Source organism: Bacillus paranthracis (assembly GCF_001883995.1).
In the GTDB taxonomy this organism is placed as follows: domain Bacteria; phylum Bacillota; class Bacilli; order Bacillales; family Bacillaceae_G; genus Bacillus_A; species Bacillus_A paranthracis.
On record NZ_MACE01000005.1, the window covers coordinates 77,877 to 96,515 of the forward strand.

The 18,639-nt window shown below is 36.6% G+C and carries 16 protein-coding genes; 7 read left to right on the plus strand and 9 right to left on the minus strand.

Features of this window, described 5'->3' with window-relative positions; translation table 11 throughout:
* The first annotated feature begins 213 nt into the window (after positions 1 to 213).
* Together secA2 and BAQ46_RS00880 are read left to right on the plus strand one after the other, a co-directional pair.
* Entirely contained in the window at positions 214 to 2,577 is a 2,364-nt protein-coding gene (gene secA2 / locus BAQ46_RS00875) for an accessory Sec system translocase SecA2 (protein WP_016716592.1), read from the plus strand.
* 13 nt (positions 2,578 to 2,590) lie between these two features.
* On the plus strand, positions 2,591 to 3,469 hold the full coding sequence (locus BAQ46_RS00880) for an accessory Sec system S-layer assembly protein (RefSeq protein WP_016716591.1): 879 nt from the start codon (positions 2,591 to 2,593) through the stop codon (positions 3,467 to 3,469).
* Positions 3,470 to 3,552: 83 nt separating this feature from the next.
* On the opposite strand, the gene BAQ46_RS00885 is transcribed toward BAQ46_RS00880, so the two are convergent.
* Together BAQ46_RS00885 and BAQ46_RS00890 are read right to left on the minus strand one after the other, a co-directional pair.
* Entirely contained in the window at positions 3,553 to 3,912 is a 360-nt protein-coding gene (locus BAQ46_RS00885) for a hypothetical protein (RefSeq protein ID WP_061131401.1), read from the minus strand.
* Positions 3,913 to 4,098: 186 nt separating this feature from the next.
* Entirely contained in the window at positions 4,099 to 5,577 is a 1,479-nt protein-coding gene (locus BAQ46_RS00890) for a SulP family inorganic anion transporter (protein ID WP_071741499.1), read from the minus strand.
* A 187-nt stretch (positions 5,578 to 5,764) separates the two neighbouring features.
* Between BAQ46_RS00890 and BAQ46_RS00895 the strand changes: the two genes are divergently transcribed.
* On the plus strand, positions 5,765 to 6,229 hold the full coding sequence (locus BAQ46_RS00895) for a hypothetical protein (RefSeq protein WP_000955016.1): 465 nt from the start codon (positions 5,765 to 5,767) through the stop codon (positions 6,227 to 6,229).
* A gap of 27 nt (positions 6,230 to 6,256) precedes the next feature.
* Here the strand turns inward: BAQ46_RS00895 and BAQ46_RS00900 are convergent, their stop codons facing one another.
* From BAQ46_RS00900 to BAQ46_RS00915, 3 genes are all read right to left on the minus strand, one after another.
* Positions 6,257 to 7,813, minus strand: a complete 1,557-nt coding sequence (locus BAQ46_RS00900) for a fatty acid--CoA ligase (protein WP_071741500.1) — start codon at positions 7,811 to 7,813, stop codon at positions 6,257 to 6,259.
* 314 nt (positions 7,814 to 8,127) lie between these two features.
* Positions 8,128 to 9,618, minus strand: coding sequence for a coproporphyrinogen III oxidase (locus tag BAQ46_RS00910; protein WP_071741502.1), 1,491 nt, complete (start codon positions 9,616 to 9,618; stop codon positions 8,128 to 8,130).
* Positions 9,619 to 9,772: 154 nt separating this feature from the next.
* On the minus strand, positions 9,773 to 10,645 hold the full coding sequence (locus BAQ46_RS00915) for a Cof-type HAD-IIB family hydrolase (protein WP_000640425.1): 873 nt from the start codon (positions 10,643 to 10,645) through the stop codon (positions 9,773 to 9,775).
* 134 nt (positions 10,646 to 10,779) lie between these two features.
* Here BAQ46_RS00915 and BAQ46_RS00920 point away from each other — a divergent pair, with 134 nt between their 5' ends.
* On the plus strand, positions 10,780 to 11,397 hold the full coding sequence (locus BAQ46_RS00920) for a DNA-3-methyladenine glycosylase (RefSeq protein ID WP_071741503.1): 618 nt from the start codon (positions 10,780 to 10,782) through the stop codon (positions 11,395 to 11,397).
* A gap of 322 nt (positions 11,398 to 11,719) precedes the next feature.
* On the opposite strand, the gene alsD is transcribed toward BAQ46_RS00920, so the two are convergent.
* On the minus strand, positions 11,720 to 12,478 hold the full coding sequence (alsD, locus tag BAQ46_RS00930; protein WP_071741504.1) for an alpha-acetolactate decarboxylase: 759 nt from the start codon (positions 12,476 to 12,478) through the stop codon (positions 11,720 to 11,722).
* Positions 12,479 to 12,494: 16 nt separating this feature from the next.
* Entirely contained in the window at positions 12,495 to 14,183 is a 1,689-nt protein-coding gene (gene alsS, locus BAQ46_RS00935; RefSeq protein WP_000103515.1) for an acetolactate synthase AlsS, read from the minus strand.
* Between the two features lie 402 nt (positions 14,184 to 14,585).
* Here alsS and BAQ46_RS00940 point away from each other — a divergent pair, with 402 nt between their 5' ends.
* Positions 14,586 to 15,146 carry an HAAS signaling domain-containing protein gene (locus BAQ46_RS00940; protein ID WP_071741505.1) on the plus strand — a complete coding sequence of 187 codons (561 nt, stop codon included), beginning with the start codon at positions 14,586 to 14,588 and terminating at the stop codon, positions 15,144 to 15,146.
* Between the two features lie 21 nt (positions 15,147 to 15,167).
* A complete protein-coding gene (locus BAQ46_RS00945; protein ID WP_071741506.1) occupies positions 15,168 to 15,764 on the plus strand; it encodes an NDxxF motif lipoprotein in 597 nt (198 codons plus the stop codon).
* Between the two features lie 42 nt (positions 15,765 to 15,806).
* Here BAQ46_RS00945 and BAQ46_RS00950 read toward each other — a convergent pair whose 3' ends face one another.
* Positions 15,807 to 16,163 (minus strand): YlbF/YmcA family competence regulator, encoded by a 357-nt coding sequence (locus BAQ46_RS00950; RefSeq protein WP_000164606.1) that lies wholly within the window; start codon positions 16,161 to 16,163, stop codon positions 15,807 to 15,809.
* A 142-nt stretch (positions 16,164 to 16,305) separates the two neighbouring features.
* Positions 16,306 to 17,442 carry a DUF445 domain-containing protein gene (locus tag BAQ46_RS00955; protein WP_116777217.1) on the minus strand — a complete coding sequence of 379 codons (1,137 nt, stop codon included), beginning with the start codon at positions 17,440 to 17,442 and terminating at the stop codon, positions 16,306 to 16,308.
* A gap of 134 nt (positions 17,443 to 17,576) precedes the next feature.
* On the opposite strand from BAQ46_RS00955, the gene BAQ46_RS00960 reads away from it, so the two are divergent.
* The gene (locus BAQ46_RS00960) at positions 17,577 to 18,629 is read left to right on the plus strand and encodes a YheC/YheD family protein (protein ID WP_000242707.1); all 1,053 of its coding nucleotides are present in this window, start codon (positions 17,577 to 17,579) and stop codon (positions 18,627 to 18,629) included.
* Positions 18,630 to 18,639: the final 10 nt, after the last annotated feature.

Genomic DNA, 18,639 nt, shown 5'->3' on the forward strand with positions numbered 1-18,639 from the left:
TATTGTTTTGAATTATAGAGACCATATTCTATCTCATTAAATCATCATACCAAATTTCTTATATATTGAATACTTTCTTTTTTACAACAAAACAAAAGTATCCTTACTCACATAACTCTTTTACACACATCCCCTACCACTTTCCATTTCTACTTTTTTCTAGTATAACTATGCTATAATGTATCTATTGTCAGTAAGAGGAGTGTTACAAGAATGCTGAATTCGGTCAAGAAACTATTGGGAGATTCACAAAAAAGAAAGATTAAAAATTATGAACAAATTGTGAATGATATTAATCAATTAGAATCTGTAATGGAAACATTATCAGATGATGAATTACGTCAAAAAACTGTCACTTTCCAGCATATGTTACAAAATGGAAAAACAGTTGAAGATATAAAGGTAGAAGCATTTGCTGTCGTTCGAGAGGCTGCAAAACGAGTACTTGGCCTTCGTCACTACGATGTACAGTTAATCGGTGGTCTTGTATTACTAGAAGGAAATATTGCTGAAATGCCTACAGGAGAAGGAAAAACTCTCGTTTCTTCTTTACCTACTTACGTACGTGCTCTCGAAAAAAAAGGCGTTCACGTTATTACAGTAAATGATTATTTAGCAAAGCGTGATAAGGAATTAATTGGACGAGTTCATGAGTTTCTTGGATTAACAGTTGGATTAAATATGTCACAAATGAAATCTATCGATAAAAAACGCGCTTATGAAGCTGATATTACATACGGAATCGGTACTGAGTTTGGTTTCGATTATCTTCGTGATAATATGGCATCATCTAAAGCCGAACAAGTACAGCGCCCATTTCACTTTGCAATTATTGATGAGATTGATAGCGTTTTAATTGACGAGGCTAAAACCCCGCTTATTATCGCTGGGAAAAAATCAAGCAGCTCCGATTTCCATCATTTATGTGCAAAGGTAATGAAAACGTTCCAAGACACTTTGCATTACACTTACGATGCGGAAACAAAAGCATGTAACTTTACAGAAGATGGAATTACAAAAATTGAAGATTTATTTGATATTGATAACTTATATGATCTAGAGCATCAAACTTTATATCATTATATGATTCAAGCATTACGTGCACATGTAGCTTTCCAACTAGACGTCGATTATATTGTCGAAGACGAAAAAATTATGCTTGTTGATATTTTCACAGGACGTATTATGGATGGCCGCTCTTTAAGCGATGGGTTGCATCAAGCACTGGAGGCAAAAGAAGGTTTACCGATTACAGACGAGAATCAAACACAAGCATCTATTACTATTCAAAACTTCTTCCGTATGTATCCAGCTTTATCCGGTATGACAGGTACTGCAAAAACAGAGGAGAAAGAATTTAACCGCGTATACAATATGGAAGTTATTTCAATTCCAACGAATCGTCCTATACTTCGTGAAGATAAAAAAGACGTCGTATATGTAACAGCCGACGCAAAATATAAAGCTGTCTGTGCAGAAGTAATGAATATACATAAGAAAGAACGCCCTATTTTAATTGGTACGATGTCCATCCTTCAATCAGAAGCAGTTGCACGTTACTTGGATGAAGCAAATTTGCCTTATCAACTATTAAATGCAAAAAGTGCTGAGCAAGAAGCTGATTTAATTGCCCTAGCCGGAAAAAAAGGGAAAATTACAATTGCTACAAATATGGCAGGACGTGGAACAGACATTTTATTAGAAAAAGGTGTGCATGAACTTGGCGGTTTACATGTAATCGGAACAGAAAGACACGAATCTCGCCGCGTTGATAATCAGTTAAAAGGGCGAGCTGGCCGACAAGGCGATCCCGGAAGTTCCCAATTCTTCCTTTCATTAGAAGATGAAATGATACAACGCTACGCAGGTGAAGATGTCGAGAAGTTAAAAAAGTCACTTAAAATTGATGAGAACGGTTTAATTCTAAACAATAAAATTTATGATTTAATAAACCGTACACAATTAATTTGTGAAGGCAGTCATTTTTCAATGCGTGAATACAACTTGAAATTAGATGATGTCATAAACGACCAACGAAATGTAGTTTACAAACTTCGTAATAACCTTTTAAACGAAGAAGTAAATATGATAGAGATTGTCATTCCAATGATCAAAAATACACTAACTGTAATTGCTAAAGATCATTTATTAGAAGGAATGCTTCCTGAAGAGTGGGATTTCACTAGACTAGTAGAAGATTTAAAAGCAGTTTTATCTACCGAAGAAATTCCAGCATTATCTGCTAATAACGTTCATTCTGCTGAGGACTTACAAGAGCTATTAAAAGATACTCTTACAAGTTATATAGAGCGTGTTAACGCTTTAGAAAGTGATGCAGATGCACAACAAGTATTACGTCAAATTAGCCTTCACTTCCTTGATTCTGGTTGGACAAGCCATTTAAGTGCAATGCAGCACTTAAAAGAAGGTATTGGCTTAAGACAATACCAACAAGAAGATCCGGCGCGCCTTTATCAAAAAGAAGGTTTTGAAATCTTTTTACACACATTTAGCCATTTTGAAAAAGAGGTTGCTTTATATTTAGCAAGATATATAACTGTCCCACAAAATATATAATGAGGTGAATTACATGCTATCATTTTTAAAAAAGGCAAGAAAAAAAGGTAGAGACTCTGTAATTTCGAGTTCTCAATTATTAGGAACCGAAGAAAATAGCAATAATACAAAAAACGTAAAACCGAACTTATACTTCCATCCTTCTTGGAATGAAGTTTCACAAGAACAAAAGTATATTTATCAATTTTTACATAAATCTTTGCCTACCTTACAAGAAAACCAAATTTCGCTAGCCGGAATTGAAAGTAAAAAACATGAAAATGCTTATTATATTACTACATTCATTCGTAGTAGTGTAAAGCATCCAATTCAATTTGAAACTCTTACTCTATCTTTATTAAATAAAAATGGAGAAACATGCGCACGCCAAACATTTGATTTATCACACTTAGAAGGAATCCCATCAAATGTAAATATGCCTTGGACTTTCGTCTTTGAAGAAAATTCAATTACAGAAGCAACGCTATCAAATGAAGACTGGCAACTAGTATTTGAATTACAAGGAAAACATTCATTAGATTTAGATCCTATATGGCAAGAAAAGCTACCTGAAAGTGCAATAATGAAATTACAAGAAATTATTGCTAACCTAGATCCACCTGAAGAAGATGAAATCAACCTCCGAGGGCTAAACGCTGTTGTAGAAGAAAACGGAGATTTGAATGCAACTATTTTAATTCGTAATGGCTATAACAAAAATATAACCCTTGAGCAACTTCCATTGCATATTTCAGATCGCTCTGAATCTACCGTTGCGGAAAGAATATTTGTATTAAAAGATTTTCAAATTAAGGCCAATTCTACAAAACCTTGGACCTTTACATTCCCTGCTGACTCAGTATCAAAAGAGCCAATCGATTTATCTAAATGGAAAGCGTTTATCCCGCAATAACCTTCATTACTCGCTAATCGAGTAATCAAAAACACGTCGTATCCGTTTATGAATACGACGTGTTTTCTTATGTAAAAATTCAACTACAAACGTTCAATATGATACGCTGCTTCCAACTTACAAAAATCATTTATATTGTGTACTTCGTGATCTTTTAAAATTTTTAATTGCTCTTCAGTCGGCTCTTCATTAACAAGCTCGTTAATTTTTTCGTTCACTTTTACTGCTAACGCTTGATGGAAATCTGGATGTTCTTTCAACTTGTCATCTACTTTATTAATCCAAGTTGATTTTGTATATAAATATTGTTTCCACTGTTCAACAAATTGTTGTATGTCAAACTTTTCTTCGTTCCATTCAATTTCCTTCATATACTTCTCAAAAGAAGCAACGATTGAACGTGTAATCCCGACTTTTACTCCATGTGGTAACTGTTTGTACATCAAATATTCCCTCCAGCTTAAAGCGATTTCTTTTTATCGAAAAGAAATCTTAAAATTCTTACACTTATTACAATAGCATACTGCTAATCTAAAATGTTACTATACTGCTAAGATTAATAAATGTCAATAATCGCGAAATATTGCGATATAAGGATATTAACCCCCCCCTCATATGAGGGCATTTCCTTACATAACATCAGCTTCTACAAACAGTAATTTATCTTTCTGTTCTTTACTCGCCATCGTTACTAACGTCTTTTCAATATGAGCAGGCACTTGCTCTAGCGTCACACTCAATCCTGATTTATCCGACTGCTCAATGAAATTCAATAACGCCATAGCTCCTGACACATCCATATAGTGTGCCTCTTTCATACGTAAAACAACCGGAGATTTTACGTCTTGTAAAGCATAAAAAACACGATCCACTGTTAAAAACGAAAGTGGGCCCTTAATTTTATATGTTGCTTCCTTTTCTTTTACAATAGAAGCTTTACGTTCTTTACATTTCACCATGTATATAATGAAGGAAAGAATAATACCGAACGCAACCGCGATCATTAAATCAAACTTCACTGTGACAATCATCGTTACGAGCATAACAACGACATCACCCTTTGGCGCTACATGCATTTTCTTCATGCTTTCCCAATCAAACATGCCAATACCAGTTAAAATTAAAATACCTGACAATACAGCAAGCGGAATGTATTGCACGACTGATCCAAGTCCCATAATGAAAATAAATAATATAACACTATGCATACTTGCTGAAAGCGCCGTTTTACCGCCACTTCTTATATTAACGATAGATCGTACAGTCGCACCTGCCCCTGCTAATCCGCCAAACAATCCGCTCATCATATTACCGATACCTTGTCCGACAAGTTCTTTATTACTTTTATGACGTGTCCCCGTCACGTTATCCATTACGACCGATGTTAACAACGAGTCAATCGATCCTAATAAAGCAATACTAAGCGCTGGTAAAACAAGTTCTGCTACGCCTGTTCCACTTAAAGATGGAATATGAAGCGTTGGCATCGCTTCTGGAATCGTCCCAATCTTTTCAATCACCATATTTAATGACAAATTTCCAATAACCGGTAACCTCACTGTAAGCCCTTCTAACGCAGAAGAAAATAAAGGAAGCATAGCTGTCACACCTACTAATGCGACTAAACTAGATGGGATTGCCTTAATCCACTTTCCGGAAACAATCATGACAATAATCGTTAATACGACGAGTAGAAAACTATTTTGCACATGTTTCATTTCACCTAAAATAATAATTAATGCGATACCGTTCATAAATCCTGAAACGACAGGATACGGAATGTAACGAACATACGAGCCAAGCTTACATACACCGAATAAAATTTGAAATAGTCCCGCCATCATAAATGCTATAAAACTCGCCTCTAATCCGTGCGTCGCAATAACCCCTGTTGCGATAACCGTAATTGGTCCAGTTGGCCCTGTAACCTGCCCAGGTGTACCACCAAATAACGCCGCAAATAAACCTGCAAAAATTGCACCATACAATCCGACTAGTGCTCCCTCAGATGTTCCCGTTGCAGCAATACCAAATGCAATGGCAAGTGGCAACGCAACAATTGCAACAGTAAAACCCGCTAAACATTCCTTTGCTATTTTTTGAAACATATAATAACCACCTTCATATAAAGTCCATTTTCCATTGTACACCTAAATAGATACATTCGTTAGTCCACTTTTTACAGTATCGTGACGGAAACGCATTCAATTACAAGTACCTATCGCATCTTTGGAAACCATTATAACTATGTTATAATGAACAAATTAAATCTTTTATTATATATTTGGAGGCACTATGCTAACTTTTGAAGAAAAATTATCGATTATTGAATCTTTCCCTGAATTAGAAAGAAAAAACGTATCATTAAAACGTGTGAACTTTCACTTTGAAGAAAGTCGTTTAGATAAAAAGAACGTTGTTTATCACTTACATCCAAATGGAAACGGATTTGTATATGCAAGTGGTATTAAAGGTTACAAAACGGATGATAAAGGTATGGTTAACATCCGCGAATTTTCAGCAGATGAATTACGCTCAGTAATCGAGCAATCAATTGAATTACTTTCACAAGAAGAAGTAGTAATTCCTGCAGAACCTGCGAAAGAAGAAGAATGGCAGAACGAAGACGGTCATATCCTTACTCTTATCTCAGAGGACGATATGTGGAACGTGTACGCTGGTGTAAATTTAGACGGTACATTTAACTCTTATCCAGAAGCTGCGGAATACCTTGATGAAGAAGGGTTTTCACGTAAATAAAAATAGAAAGTGGGCATCCCCCACTTTCTATTTTTTTGCCCCTTTTAAAGACTCTCTAAGCACAAACTTCTGTAATTTCCCACTCGCATTACGAGGAAGTTCATCCACAAATAAATAATGACGTGGACGTTTATAATCTGCTAATTCATCGCTTTCTTTACAATACGTTTCTAAATCAGCCTCTGTAATTGTTTCATCTTTCTTCACAACAACTGCCACAACACGTTCTCCCCATAATTCATCCGGCTCACCAAGCACCGCAACATCTAATATACCAGGATGACTATGGAGAAAATCTTCAATTTCACGTGGATAAATATTAACGCCGCCACTAATCACCATATCATCCACGCGATCTGCGACGAATAAATAGCCGTCTTTATCGAAGTAACCTAAATCACCAGAGTGATACCACCCTTTATACATCGATTTTGCATTTGCCTCTTCTCGGTTATGATAACCAGCCATCATAGTTGGACCGCGCAAAATAATCTCTCCTACTTCATAAGGAGGCACTACATCATCTGGTTCTGCCGGTGCATCTTCGTTTGGTTTTACAATTCGAATTTCATGACTAAAGCATGGCGTGCCTGCTGAACCTGCTTTCGTAATTTGATCTTCTTCTACGAGAAACGCAACAACTGGTCCCATTTCTGTCATTCCGTATATTTGAACAAGATCAATATAAAGACGTTCTTTACATTCCTTCACTAATGCTGGCGCCATTGCAGCCCCGCCGTATATACCGATCTTCATTGACGTTAAATCATACTGCGTTAAATCTTTTTGCAACAGCATATTCCACATCGTCGGTGCTGCAAAGAATGTCGTAATCTTCTCTTCTTGAATTGTATGTAATACTGTTTCCGTATCAAAATGATGTAAAATAACATTCTTTCCGCCAACTTGAATACGCGGGATAATTCCAGCATTCAGCTCACCGCAATGATATAAAGGTGCAACGACAAGTCCGACACTATCTCGATTATATTTTAGGAAATACGTACAAATCATACTATGCTCAGCCATTTCACGATGGCGATGTAATACACCTTTCGGATGACCAGTCGTACCGCTCGTATACAGCATCGAACAATAATCCATTTCATTAATTTCGATATCTATTTTCTTAGAAGATGCTGCGTTCACTTTTTCATGGTAAGAACTTGCATAAGAAGGTGTATCGTCTTCTACATACCAAAAAGACGAATTCGGAAAATCTCGTTCAATGATAGCCACGGTTGGCTCAACTGCTTTTTCAAAAACAACTACTTTCGAGGATGCGTCCTGGAGAATATAAGATACTTCTTTTGCTTTTAAGCGGAAATTAATTGGGTTAAAGATCGCTCCAATTTTTGCACAGGCTAAGTAAACGTTTACAAATTCACGGCAATTATATAAGTACACAGATACCGTATCGCCCTTTCTTACCCCTTCTTCTAATAAAGCATGCGCCGTTTTATTTATTTGCTCATCCCACTGTTTATACGTCCAGCGAATATTTTTTTCTGGTTCCACTAACGCCTCTTTATTCGGATACTTACCAACAGATAAATCAAATATTCTCCCTATCGTCATGTACATGCCAACAATTTCCCCCTTTTCTCTTTCATAAATCTATCATTTCGTCCATAAGTAGACATTGTCCTTTAATGATTCGTCTAATTTTTCTGATTATTATCGACATAGTTTTACAAACAGTTCCGCTTTTGGGGGTAAGTGAAATTATATCGGCGATTTTCCGGATATATCGGCGCAACTTGAATTATATCGGCGATTTTCGAAATATATCGGCGCAACTTGAATTATATCGGCGTTTTTTCGAATATATCGACTTACCGACAAAAACTGACAAGATAAAAAAGAAGCTGTCCCGACTCGGAACAGCTCCTTTCTTCTTATGCAAATAGCTCTTCTAAAATTTTCAGTTTGTCTTCTGTATATTTTACGAAGCCATCGTTATATGATTTTGGATCTTTCGGATTAGCAAAGTGCGTAATTGCACCTGTCTTCGGGTGAACAAATTTACTTGATGCCCCGCAGCCAAGTCCGATAATCGATTGTACTTCTTCCATAATGACAATGTTGTAAATACTTTCTTGCGTCGGCATTGCATAACCAACGTTCTCTAAGTTACCTAAAATATTCTTTTGACGGTATAGGTAATATGGTACGTAATTATGCTTTTGCGTCCACTCTTCTGCTTCGTGCATCATCGCTGTAATTTCTTCGCGACCTGCTACTTTATATTTACGTTTGTTTTGCGTCATTTCGGAAGCACGTTTAAATGATAACGTATGAACTGTTAATGATTCTGGCATTAACTTTTCTGTTTCATCTAGTGTATGCTTGAAAATATCTAACCCTTCACCAGGAAGACCAATAATTAAATCCATATTAATATTATTCATTCCCATTTCACGAGCTAAATGATACTTCTCAATTGTTTCTTCTACAGTATGATGACGTCCAATTGCTTTTAATGTTTCTTGATGGTATGACTGCGGATTAATACTAATACGGTCAATGTTCCATTTATTTAACACTTCTAGCTTCGCTGGCGTAATTGTATCTGGGCGACCTGCCTCAACTGTTACTTCACGCACATTTTTCACATCTGGGAACGCTTCATACATTTCTTCATACAGCATATCCATCTCTTCTGCTGTAATACTTGTCGGTGTACCGCCGCCGTAATAAATCGTCGTAACTGTTACACCTTTTTCTTTTAAAAACTTACCAATTTCACGAACTTCATAATGTAAACCACCTAAGAATGAATCAACAGAGCCTTGACGTCCGTTAATTGCATACGCCGGGAATGTACAATATGCACATTTTGTTGGGCAGAATGGGATACCGATATAAATACTTACTTCCTCTTTCAAACGATATAAATCCGGAACTACCGCTAATTGGCAATCAACGATACGTTGAAGGAGTTCAATTTTCTCTTCATGAATTAAATAACTTTCACGAAGTTCTTGGTGTGCTTCTTCTTTTGACATACCGTTTTGAAGCATTTTATGAAGAAGTTTCGTTGGACGAACTCCAGTTAAAATACCCCAGCTTTGTTCAATACCAGTTAACTGCTGAAGAACAGAAAGATATACATAAGAAACAACGTGCTTCACTTGCTTCATACGCTCTTTTTCATCTGTAAAAGCAGATAAATCTTTTGCGAATGTTTCTTCATACACATTTCCAGTCGCAACATCTGTTAAACGAGCTGATGCTTTCACATTCTCTTCAATGTGTATATCAACGATAAGATTTGCTTCCTCTTGTTCAAATCCAATCGTACTATCTTCAAAAAATAAGCCGCCAATATTTTGTAGCGGACGTAAAAAACGATCATCTTGTAACGTTTTAATTGAAATTAACACCATTATCACCTTTTCATTTGCAAACTCTCTTTAGTTTACTTGAAGGGCGTTTGCAGGTCAATACAGAAGGTTTTACCTTATCTTCTTTCGGTATATCCTTAACCTATACATAAAAAAATGAAAAACAAAAAACGTAGCCAAAAGCTACGTTTTTCCTTTATCGTTTCGGTGTATTTTTATGATTCTTCAAAAACGGAAGCGGGAATTGCTTGCGGAAATGCTCTTTAATCATATACTCTACGCCGTTCTCACTATTTGAACGTGTAATCCAGTCGGCCGCTTGTTTTACCTCTACAGGCGCGTTCCCCATCGCTACCCCGAGACCCACATTTTCAATAACCTCTAAATCTTCCATGCTATCTCCAATGGCAACCATTTCGTTTAACGAAATATTTAAATGCTCTCCAAGCAATTGTAATCCACGTAATTTTGATACATTTTGTGGCAAAATTTCTATTCGTTTTGAATCACATTCAATATACTCTATATCTTGAAACGCTTTTCTTAATGTATTCAGTCCTCTTTCTTTTTCACCTTTCGTTTGGAAAAGAACATCAATTTTTGGCGCCGCGACTGGATGATCACGAAGCGCATCACCTAACGAATCTACAAATTGAACTGGATAAAATAACGGATCCGCACTCGATAGCACAGTACGCGCAATTAAGTTTGGTGTATTTCTCTCACGATTTCCGATTGAAAACCGTTCATGAGAAATGCGGACGTTACAGTCAAAATGCTCCAATACTTGCACAATGTTAAATGTCTTCTCTTCCGATAATCTTCTTTGAACGTACGGCTTATCTAAAGTTGCTGAAACGAAAGCACCGCCATGTGTCACTAATATAGAATCTAATTTTAACGCCTTTGCTACTTTATGAGCGGACTGAAAATTCCGGCTCGTAAATAATGTAACGTATACGTCTTTTCTTTTTACAAATTCAATTGTTTCTCTTAATCCTTTTGCAATTTTTCCGTTGTTGTATAGTAGTGTCCCATCTATGTTAAGAGCTAGTAAGCGATAAATCATGTCGCACTCCCCCTCTTCGCTGTTGTACTCTATCCATAATTTATGAAATAAATGTAGCAAATAGAACGAGTTAGAATTACTACTGAAAATTTGGTTTACTATATACATATACACTTAGTAAAGGAGATAGTACAATGCAGGCACCACCTTCCTTTTATGAAGGCGATACGTTAGAAGTCGCAAAAAAATTACTCGGACAGAAACTTGTTCATATTGTAGATGGAATAAAGCGAAGTGGAATCATTGTTGAAGTAGAAGCATACAAAGGTCCGGGTGATAAGGCCGCACATAGTTACGGCGGCAGACGGACGGATCGTACGGAAGTCATGTTTGGTGCGCCAGGACATGCTTACGTATATTTAATTTACGGTATGTACCATTGTTTTAACGTCATTACAGCACCAGTAGGCACCCCGCAAGGTGTTCTCATTCGAGCCCTTGAGCCGGTAGATGGAATAGAAGAAATAAAACTAGCGCGCTACAACAAAACAGACATTACAAAAGCACAGTATAAAAACTTAACGAACGGACCTGGAAAATTATGTCGTGCCCTTGGAATCACTTTAGAAAAACGAGGCGTATCATTACAAAGTGACACATTGCATATTGAACTCGTCCCAGAAGAAGAACACATATCATCACAATATAAAATAACAGCAGGACCTCGTATTAATATCGACTATGCAGAAGAAGCTGTACATTATCCGTGGCGTTTTTATTATGAGGGGCATCCGTTTGTTTCAAAGAAATAAAGTGAAACTTTAATCAGTGGGGAGTGCCTTCATCCCCCACTGATTATTAGTTGAACCAATCGGACTTTTATGGGCAGTTGATCCCCCGCCTAACTTCTTTGCTTTCGCTGAATTTGGAAGTGGGGATCTTACTGCCCATTAAAGCGGGATAAACAATATCGACTTACCGACAAATAAAAGAAGATGTTGTCTCATAAGTCTCTTTCGAAGTAAAATCACATGAAATTGAAAAGGAAGAAACGTTATTAAATCAACGTTTCTTCCTTTCACTTTCTATTCGATTTTGGCTAAAAAGCACCTTTTGGGACAGCCTCTCTCCCTTTTACTCCGCACCTTCCGCAGTCGCAATATTATCCTCTAAGTTTTCTCTAGATAATTCAGCCGCCATAAAGTCAGCTGTTTCTGGAAGTGCTAAATGCATATGAGCTTTTTGACAAATTTGGATCGTACAGTTTTCAACAACATAGTCGAAAACATGTCCGCCTCCGCTTCTTTCATCGTCAATATAATGTAAGTGGAATCCAGCTACACCAATACCTTGCGCATAATCTGGTGTCCAAAATCCAGCAAGCGTACCTTCTGTATTTTCAAATGAGAAGATTGGTTGTGATTTCGTCACTTCAACGAGTGGTGTATACGGTTTTTCTTGTCTTGGAACAGTTCTCGTTCTTACTTCGCGGAACGTACCATCCATTCGAATACCATAAAATAGGTTTTTACTCGGCATTAATTCATGTAATAATGCTTCCACTTCTTCACGATTCATCGGATGCTCCACTGTATAACTCATTTCTTTCTCAAAAAACGTTACAGTCGCAAACGGTGTTGTTTCTTCTGGCTCTACTTTTTCTGCTGAACCGTCTGAACGTAAATGATAAAATTCGTTATCAAACGCAATCATTTCACCATCTAACTGATCAAATGTGCCGATACCGAAATCACCACGTTCTTTTAGTTCCTCAAAGCTAATCACACCATCATATATACCATCTAATAGCGCAAGCATTGTAGATGTTTGATATACTTCGCTATTCGTTTTCGTTCTTTTTGCATCAATATCAATTAATTGCGCAACAGTCATCTCAAATCTGCCTCCATTAGTTTAATTGGTTTGGTAATAATTTTTCGCTTAATTTAATGTTGTCACGATAGTCAATTGGAATATCAATAATGACAGGACCATCTGCTGCTAATGCTTCTTTTAATACCCCTTCTAATTCATCAGGCGTGTTAACACGAAGACCTAACGCCCCGAAACTTTCCGCATATTTCACAAGATCAACATCGCCAAACTCTGTAGCTGATGTTCTGCCGTATTTCATCATTTGTTGGAATGCAACCATATCATATGTGCCGTCTCTCCAAACGAGATGGACGATTGGAGAATTTAAACGTACCGCCGTTTCTAACTCCATCGCTGAGAATAAGAAACCACCGTCACCTGATACAGAAACTACTTTTTTACCTGGTTCTACTAAAGTAGCTGCGATTGCCCAAGGAAGTGCAACACCTAACGTTTGCATACCGTTACTAAATAATAATCTACGTGGTTCATAAGAACGGAAACATCTCGCCATCCAAATAGAATGGGAACCGATGTCACATGTAACGGTTGTATCGTCACTAATTAAAGAACGAAGTGTACGAATCACTTGAAGTGGATGCGTAACACCTTCTGAAGGACGATTTGGAACTTCTGCTTGTTCTGATAATTTCGCACGTAATCGTTCTAATACTGCTTCTGATTTCGTACTTAACACAAGTTTCGGTAATTTTTCTGCGATACTATTTACTGTTAAGGCAATATCACCAATTAATTCACGCTCTGGTTGGTAATCATGATCGATATCTGCTTGATGGTCATCAAGATGAATAATTGTTCTGTCCCCAAGTTTATTCCAGAATTTCGGATCATACTCAATTGGGTCATAACCGATAGAAATAACAAGGTCCGCTTCTTCTAGTAAAATATCACCTGGTTGGTTACGGAATAAGCCAACGCGGCCGAAGAAATGATCTTCTAATTCACGTGAAATCGCACCAGCTGCTTGATATGTTTCAACGACAGGAAGTTCTGTATCCGCAATTAATTCACGAACAGCTTTCGTCACTTCATTTGTGCTTGCTCTCATACCGAGTAAAATAACCGGCAATTTCGCTGCTTTTATTTTTTCTACTACGTATGTAATATCATGTGTGGGAGCGATTCCAAGCTGTGGCTTAGAAAGCGCACCGATAGACTCTACAGTCGTTTCCGCAGTCATAACGTCTTGCGGAAGACTTACTAAAGTAGCGCCTGGATTTGTGGAAGTCGCACTTCGAAATGCATTTGATAATGCTTCTGGCACATTATCAGGATGCTCTACTTCTACGCTATATTTTGTGATTGGTTCGAATAGTGCAGCATTATCCATAGATTGGTGCGTACGTTTTAATCGATCTGTACGTGGAACTGCACCAGCTAAAGCAACAACGGGATCACTCTCCGCATTCGCAGTAACAAGACCTGTCGCTAAATTTGATGTCCCTGGTCCTGAAGTTACAAGACATACGCCCGGTTTTCCTGTTAATCTACCAATCGCAGCTGCCATAAATGCTGCATTTTGTTCATGACGACAAACAATTAACTCTGGTCCTCTTTCTTGCAGTACATCAAATACAGAGTCAATCTTCGCTCCTGGAATACCGAAAACATGTGTAACACCTTGTTTAATTAAACAATCAACAACAAGATCTGCTCCTTTTGTTTTTGTCTTCACGTCGTTTGCTTTTACACCTGTACTCAAACTAACCATTCCTTTGTTTCATAATTTGTGTAATAAAGATTTTAAACTTCACCTGGTTAATTAACGTGGTGAAGTATTATTTATCATTATATTACAAATGCATTATTTTTCCAACGATATGAATTTGACAGTTTTATGACACTCATTAAGGAATGCGCTTACAACCCTTTATTTATCTTAAAATAATATTTTCATATTTTCTCGAAAAAATCTAAAAAACTTCCATCTCATCACGGTACCAAAATGTTTACAGTACCTTGCAAAGAACACTACTAAATGATATATTTGTAAATATTGGAACACCCATTAATTGGAATAACATTCGTAGTTAGTATATCCCCCTCTCAAAAAAGAGCGAATTCTCAGCTATAATTCATTATTTTATAAAGGGAAGTGATTACAATGAACAAAAGTGAATTTTTAAGCCAACTTAGTTCCTCCCTACGGAATATACCTAATTCAGAAAAGGAGGATATCATCTCAGAGTACGAAACTCATTTTATTAGTGGTAAACAGGATGGAATATGCGAAGAAGAAATTTCTAAAAAACTAGGAAACCCTAAAGCTATTGCTAAAGAACTTAATGTTTCCTATACAATAAGCAATGCTGACAAGAAACGAAGCTTCAAAAATATGATAACTGCACTATTTTCTGTTATGAGCTTAAGTGTTTTAAACTTTGCCTTTATCTTTATCGCCTTTTTCGTACTACTCTTTTTATTACCTTTTCTTCTAGCACTAATCATTGCCACTCCAGTATTAATTATTTCACCTATTTTATTAATAGGATTAGGATTCTTTAAAGGGTTTCATCAAATTAGTTATTCCGATGTTTATAATGTGTTCATCGCTTTTTGCGTCGGTTTACTCATATCCGTTGTATGTTATCAAATGGTCAAACATATATACGCACTTTTAGTAAAGTATTTGAAATGGAATATAGCTATTTTACAAAGACACTAATGAATAAAAAAGGAGATTAAAATGAAGAAATATACTTTATATTCACTCATGCTACTTACAGTTTTATTTCTATCAGCTTGTTCAAACAGTGCACAACCTAAGGAAGAAAACGATGTACAATCTATTACAGATGTTACGGTTAAAATTCCGGAAACTATATTCACTTCCTCAAAAAAGAATGAAACGATTAATGAAGATGAAATGAAACGAAGTATAAAAACTTATTTAGATTATAGCGGAGAGTTATACGAAAACATCGTTGCACTTTCGTCAGCCATGTCTGACGAGAATGCAACGGAATCTGACCGGGAGAAATTAAAACAACTAGTAGATTTAGCACAACAAAACGATGCGAATTTCCTTAATTTTATTAATAACAATACGATCCCTCATGATTATAAACAGCCTTCAAAGGAAATTCATGATTACATTTCAGCGTCTACGGCACTTTCAGTAGAATTAGGGCAAGAACTAGACAAACTCGCTGAAGATGGCAACTTGTTCAAAACCAATTTTTCTTTTACAAAGCGCTTTGAGAAAGTGAATGGAAGAAAGCAAAAAGAGATTGAAAAGTTTTTGAGGGAGAAAAACATTGAAACGAAGTATTTCAAGAAATAACAAATAAAAAAGACACCCCTATACTAGGAGCGTCTTCTCTCATTACGCTTGTTGTTGCGCGCTATATAATTCTTCAAGTGGTTTCATGATAATTTTGTTAACGTCGCCGATTACAACATTTAAGCGTTGCTCAGTTTCCATTAACTTTGTAATTTTAGCATCTTGTTGAATGCGAACTACAACTTCTTGTGCTTGTTGGTTGTCTTCTTCAGTGATTTCTTGGCCTTGCATCATTTTTTGTTGTAGGCTAAGTTGCATTGTGCGGAACTCATCGAATAAGTTCTTTGAAGCTGCATCAGCTTGAACTGCTGCGTAGCTCTCTTTTAACGTTTTGAAGTCATCGTTTTCAGCGATTGCTTTTTGTAATTCATATGCTACATCATGAATGTTTTTTGTCATTTTATTTTTCCTCCTTTAGAAGGCTAGCGCTTATCATACGCACTGCCTTTTACGTGCATTTACATACGCACCTCTTCTTACCATATCAAACTATGCAAGAGATGTGAAGAAATTTCACTTTTATTTGTATGTACGTATTTTATTATTTCAGAAACAACAGTAATAAACCTTGCACAATTCCAATCATACCGCCTAATAAGGCACCTAAATACGTAATCATTTTCAGTTCATTTTTTGTAATGGACAGCACTAAATCTTCTAGTCTCTCCGTGGAAAATGTGGACACTTCTTGCTGCACAATTTCAGCCAAGTGGAGATTATTTAGTATACTCGCTACGTTTTCTGCTCCCCACTTCAAGCCTTTCGTTACTGCACTTGGGACTACCTTTTCCATAATTGTTTCTCGAACTGGCTCACATACTTGCTGCACAGATTGATTTAAAAACTTGCTCACTGTTTCCTCCACTTTAACTGCAGACAATATGGAGCTTACAATCATTTCTTTTTCTACAAACGTTTCTAATTCTTTTACATCTCTTCCTTTTAACTTTTCCCACTCTTTTTGCAGTACTTCAGTTAAAAGCTGCTTTGTGCCATCTTGCCCTAAAAACTTAATAACCTCAGGCTGCACACGATCCACTACACTTACATTCCCTAAAAACATTCCGACTAAGTTAAGCAATGTCCCCCTAGAAGCAAAGAAATCATCAATCATTTTTGAAAGACGAGATTTCCCTTCTTCACTTTCAAAAAAATGAATTGCTCGCTTTAAAATAAACGCCGAGACATTTGGAATTGCATTCTCTATTTTTTCATGAACAGAATGAGGTAAAGCTTGTTCCCATGTATATGTATAGTACTCTTCTAAAAATGCCTGAATCTTTTCTGTAATCACCTGTTCGATTTTCTCAGTTGCTTCTTTTTCTACATGCGCTACGTCCCATTTTTCTAACATGTGTCGCAGTGACTGTTCATTCGCCATTACTTTATCTACTTCTACTTGTGCCCAGTGGATTAAACCTTTTTGAAACTCTTCATTTGTTAACTTCTTGCCGATTCCTTCTGGTGTTAACAAATGTTCGACAACCATTTTCCCTAATTGAACAGCAAGCTCATCGCGGCGCTTCGGAATTAATCCTGGTGTAAATGGCACTTGAAACTTCCCAATATACATAGGGCGATGAGGACGAAATAACATTTTTATTGCTAAATGATTTGTAAATCCTCCAATAATTGCTCCGAGCCCTGTCGTCGTTAACATACTTAACCATATATTCATTACAATCAACCTTTCGCTTCTCCAAAACTATAGCATATCATCATACGGACAAAAGTATAATGGTATAAAAACGTATTTGCAATATATAGCTTCGCCTATTATGCCAACATTTTGTTAGTAAAGGAGTGATTTCGTTGGTTCTCGGTATTTTAACTTCTCACCCTCATTATGAGCAAACGTATTACACCGAAATCGCTAAACGCGCTCGGCTTTATCATAATGTCGTTGCCCAGTTTACGCCGTTTGGTATTGATCCTAAAACAGATCTTATTTCTGGTCTGATTTATGATACAGATACAGGAAAATGGAAAGAGCAAATATTCCCTATTCCTTCTTATATATACGATCGTTCTTCTTTTAACGAGGAAACAAACGTCGAAAAAGCAAAGTCAATTATTCGCTCATTACACAACCGTGCTTCCACTACCTTTTTAAATAACACACTCATTGACTTAAGCGAACTACATGATGTATTTCTCACGAATAAAAAATTATCTCCTTATATACCAAAATTTGAAATAGCAACGATACACAACGTTTTCAAACTGTTATTAAAAACAAAAGATATTATTATACGTCCTACTAACGCACATTCCAATGAAAGTTTGTACCGGGTCGTTTATAAAAATAAAACGTTTCATGTTGATACGATAAATGATGCTTACCATACTTCTACTCCAATTAAACGAACTGATGAATTTATATCTTGGTACAAATCTCATATACGATCAGCACGTTACATCACGCATACAATGCTGCAACCTCCAAATCAATTAACATACCCACTCCATATTCGAACCATTTTACAAAAAAATAAAGAACAGAAGTGGAACGTTATCGGTCAGTTTATACAAAAAAGTTCATTTCCGAATCAACTTTTACTATCGGCAACCGATGATTCCTCCCTGCATGCATTTTCAAAAATTAAATACGTACTATCTAGTACCGGTGTACAATTGTTACAAGACGCTTTACAAGACATTATAAATGAAGTGTTTCAAACGCTAGATGCATCTTATTCTTCATTATTCGAGCTAGAGCTTTCCACTATTATGGATCAAAAAGGGGCAATTTGGCTTATGTATGTCAACACGATTCCCCCGTACGAACATTACATTCGCCATAGTGATTCATTAGCCGAAAAAATATATCACGGACCATTACAATTTAGTCGCTTTACACCATAAAGAAAGGGGG

Bases quoted from the DNA above. Each gene is read 5' to 3' on its own strand.
- BAQ46_RS00900 (WP_071741500.1), bottom strand. From the start codon at position 7,813: ATGTACATGACGATAGGGAGAATATTTGATTTATCTGTTGGTAAGTAT.
- BAQ46_RS00945 (WP_071741506.1), top strand. From the start codon at position 15,168: ATGAAGAAATATACTTTATATTCACTCATGCTACTTACAGTTTTATTT.
- BAQ46_RS00880 (WP_016716591.1), top strand. From the start codon at position 2,591: ATGCTATCATTTTTAAAAAAGGCAAGAAAAAAAGGTAGAGACTCTGTA.
- BAQ46_RS00940 (WP_071741505.1), top strand. From the start codon at position 14,586: ATGAACAAAAGTGAATTTTTAAGCCAACTTAGTTCCTCCCTACGGAAT.
- BAQ46_RS00950 (WP_000164606.1), bottom strand. From the start codon at position 16,163: ATGACAAAAAACATTCATGATGTAGCATATGAATTACAAAAAGCAATC.
- alsD (WP_071741504.1), bottom strand. From the start codon at position 12,478: ATGACTGTTGCGCAATTAATTGATATTGATGCAAAAAGAACGAAAACG.
- BAQ46_RS00915 (WP_000640425.1), bottom strand. From the start codon at position 10,645: ATGATTTATCGCTTACTAGCTCTTAACATAGATGGGACACTACTATAC.
- BAQ46_RS00920 (WP_071741503.1), top strand. From the start codon at position 10,780: ATGCAGGCACCACCTTCCTTTTATGAAGGCGATACGTTAGAAGTCGCA.
- BAQ46_RS00910 (WP_071741502.1), bottom strand. From the start codon at position 9,618: ATGGTGTTAATTTCAATTAAAACGTTACAAGATGATCGTTTTTTACGT.
- BAQ46_RS00885 (WP_061131401.1), bottom strand. From the start codon at position 3,912: ATGTACAAACAGTTACCACATGGAGTAAAAGTCGGGATTACACGTTCA.
- BAQ46_RS00895 (WP_000955016.1), top strand. From the start codon at position 5,765: ATGCTAACTTTTGAAGAAAAATTATCGATTATTGAATCTTTCCCTGAA.
- BAQ46_RS00955 (WP_116777217.1), bottom strand. From the start codon at position 17,442: ATGAATATATGGTTAAGTATGTTAACGACGACAGGGCTCGGAGCAATT.
- secA2 (WP_016716592.1), top strand. From the start codon at position 214: ATGCTGAATTCGGTCAAGAAACTATTGGGAGATTCACAAAAAAGAAAG.
- BAQ46_RS00890 (WP_071741499.1), bottom strand. From the start codon at position 5,577: ATGTTTCAAAAAATAGCAAAGGAATGTTTAGCGGGTTTTACTGTTGCA.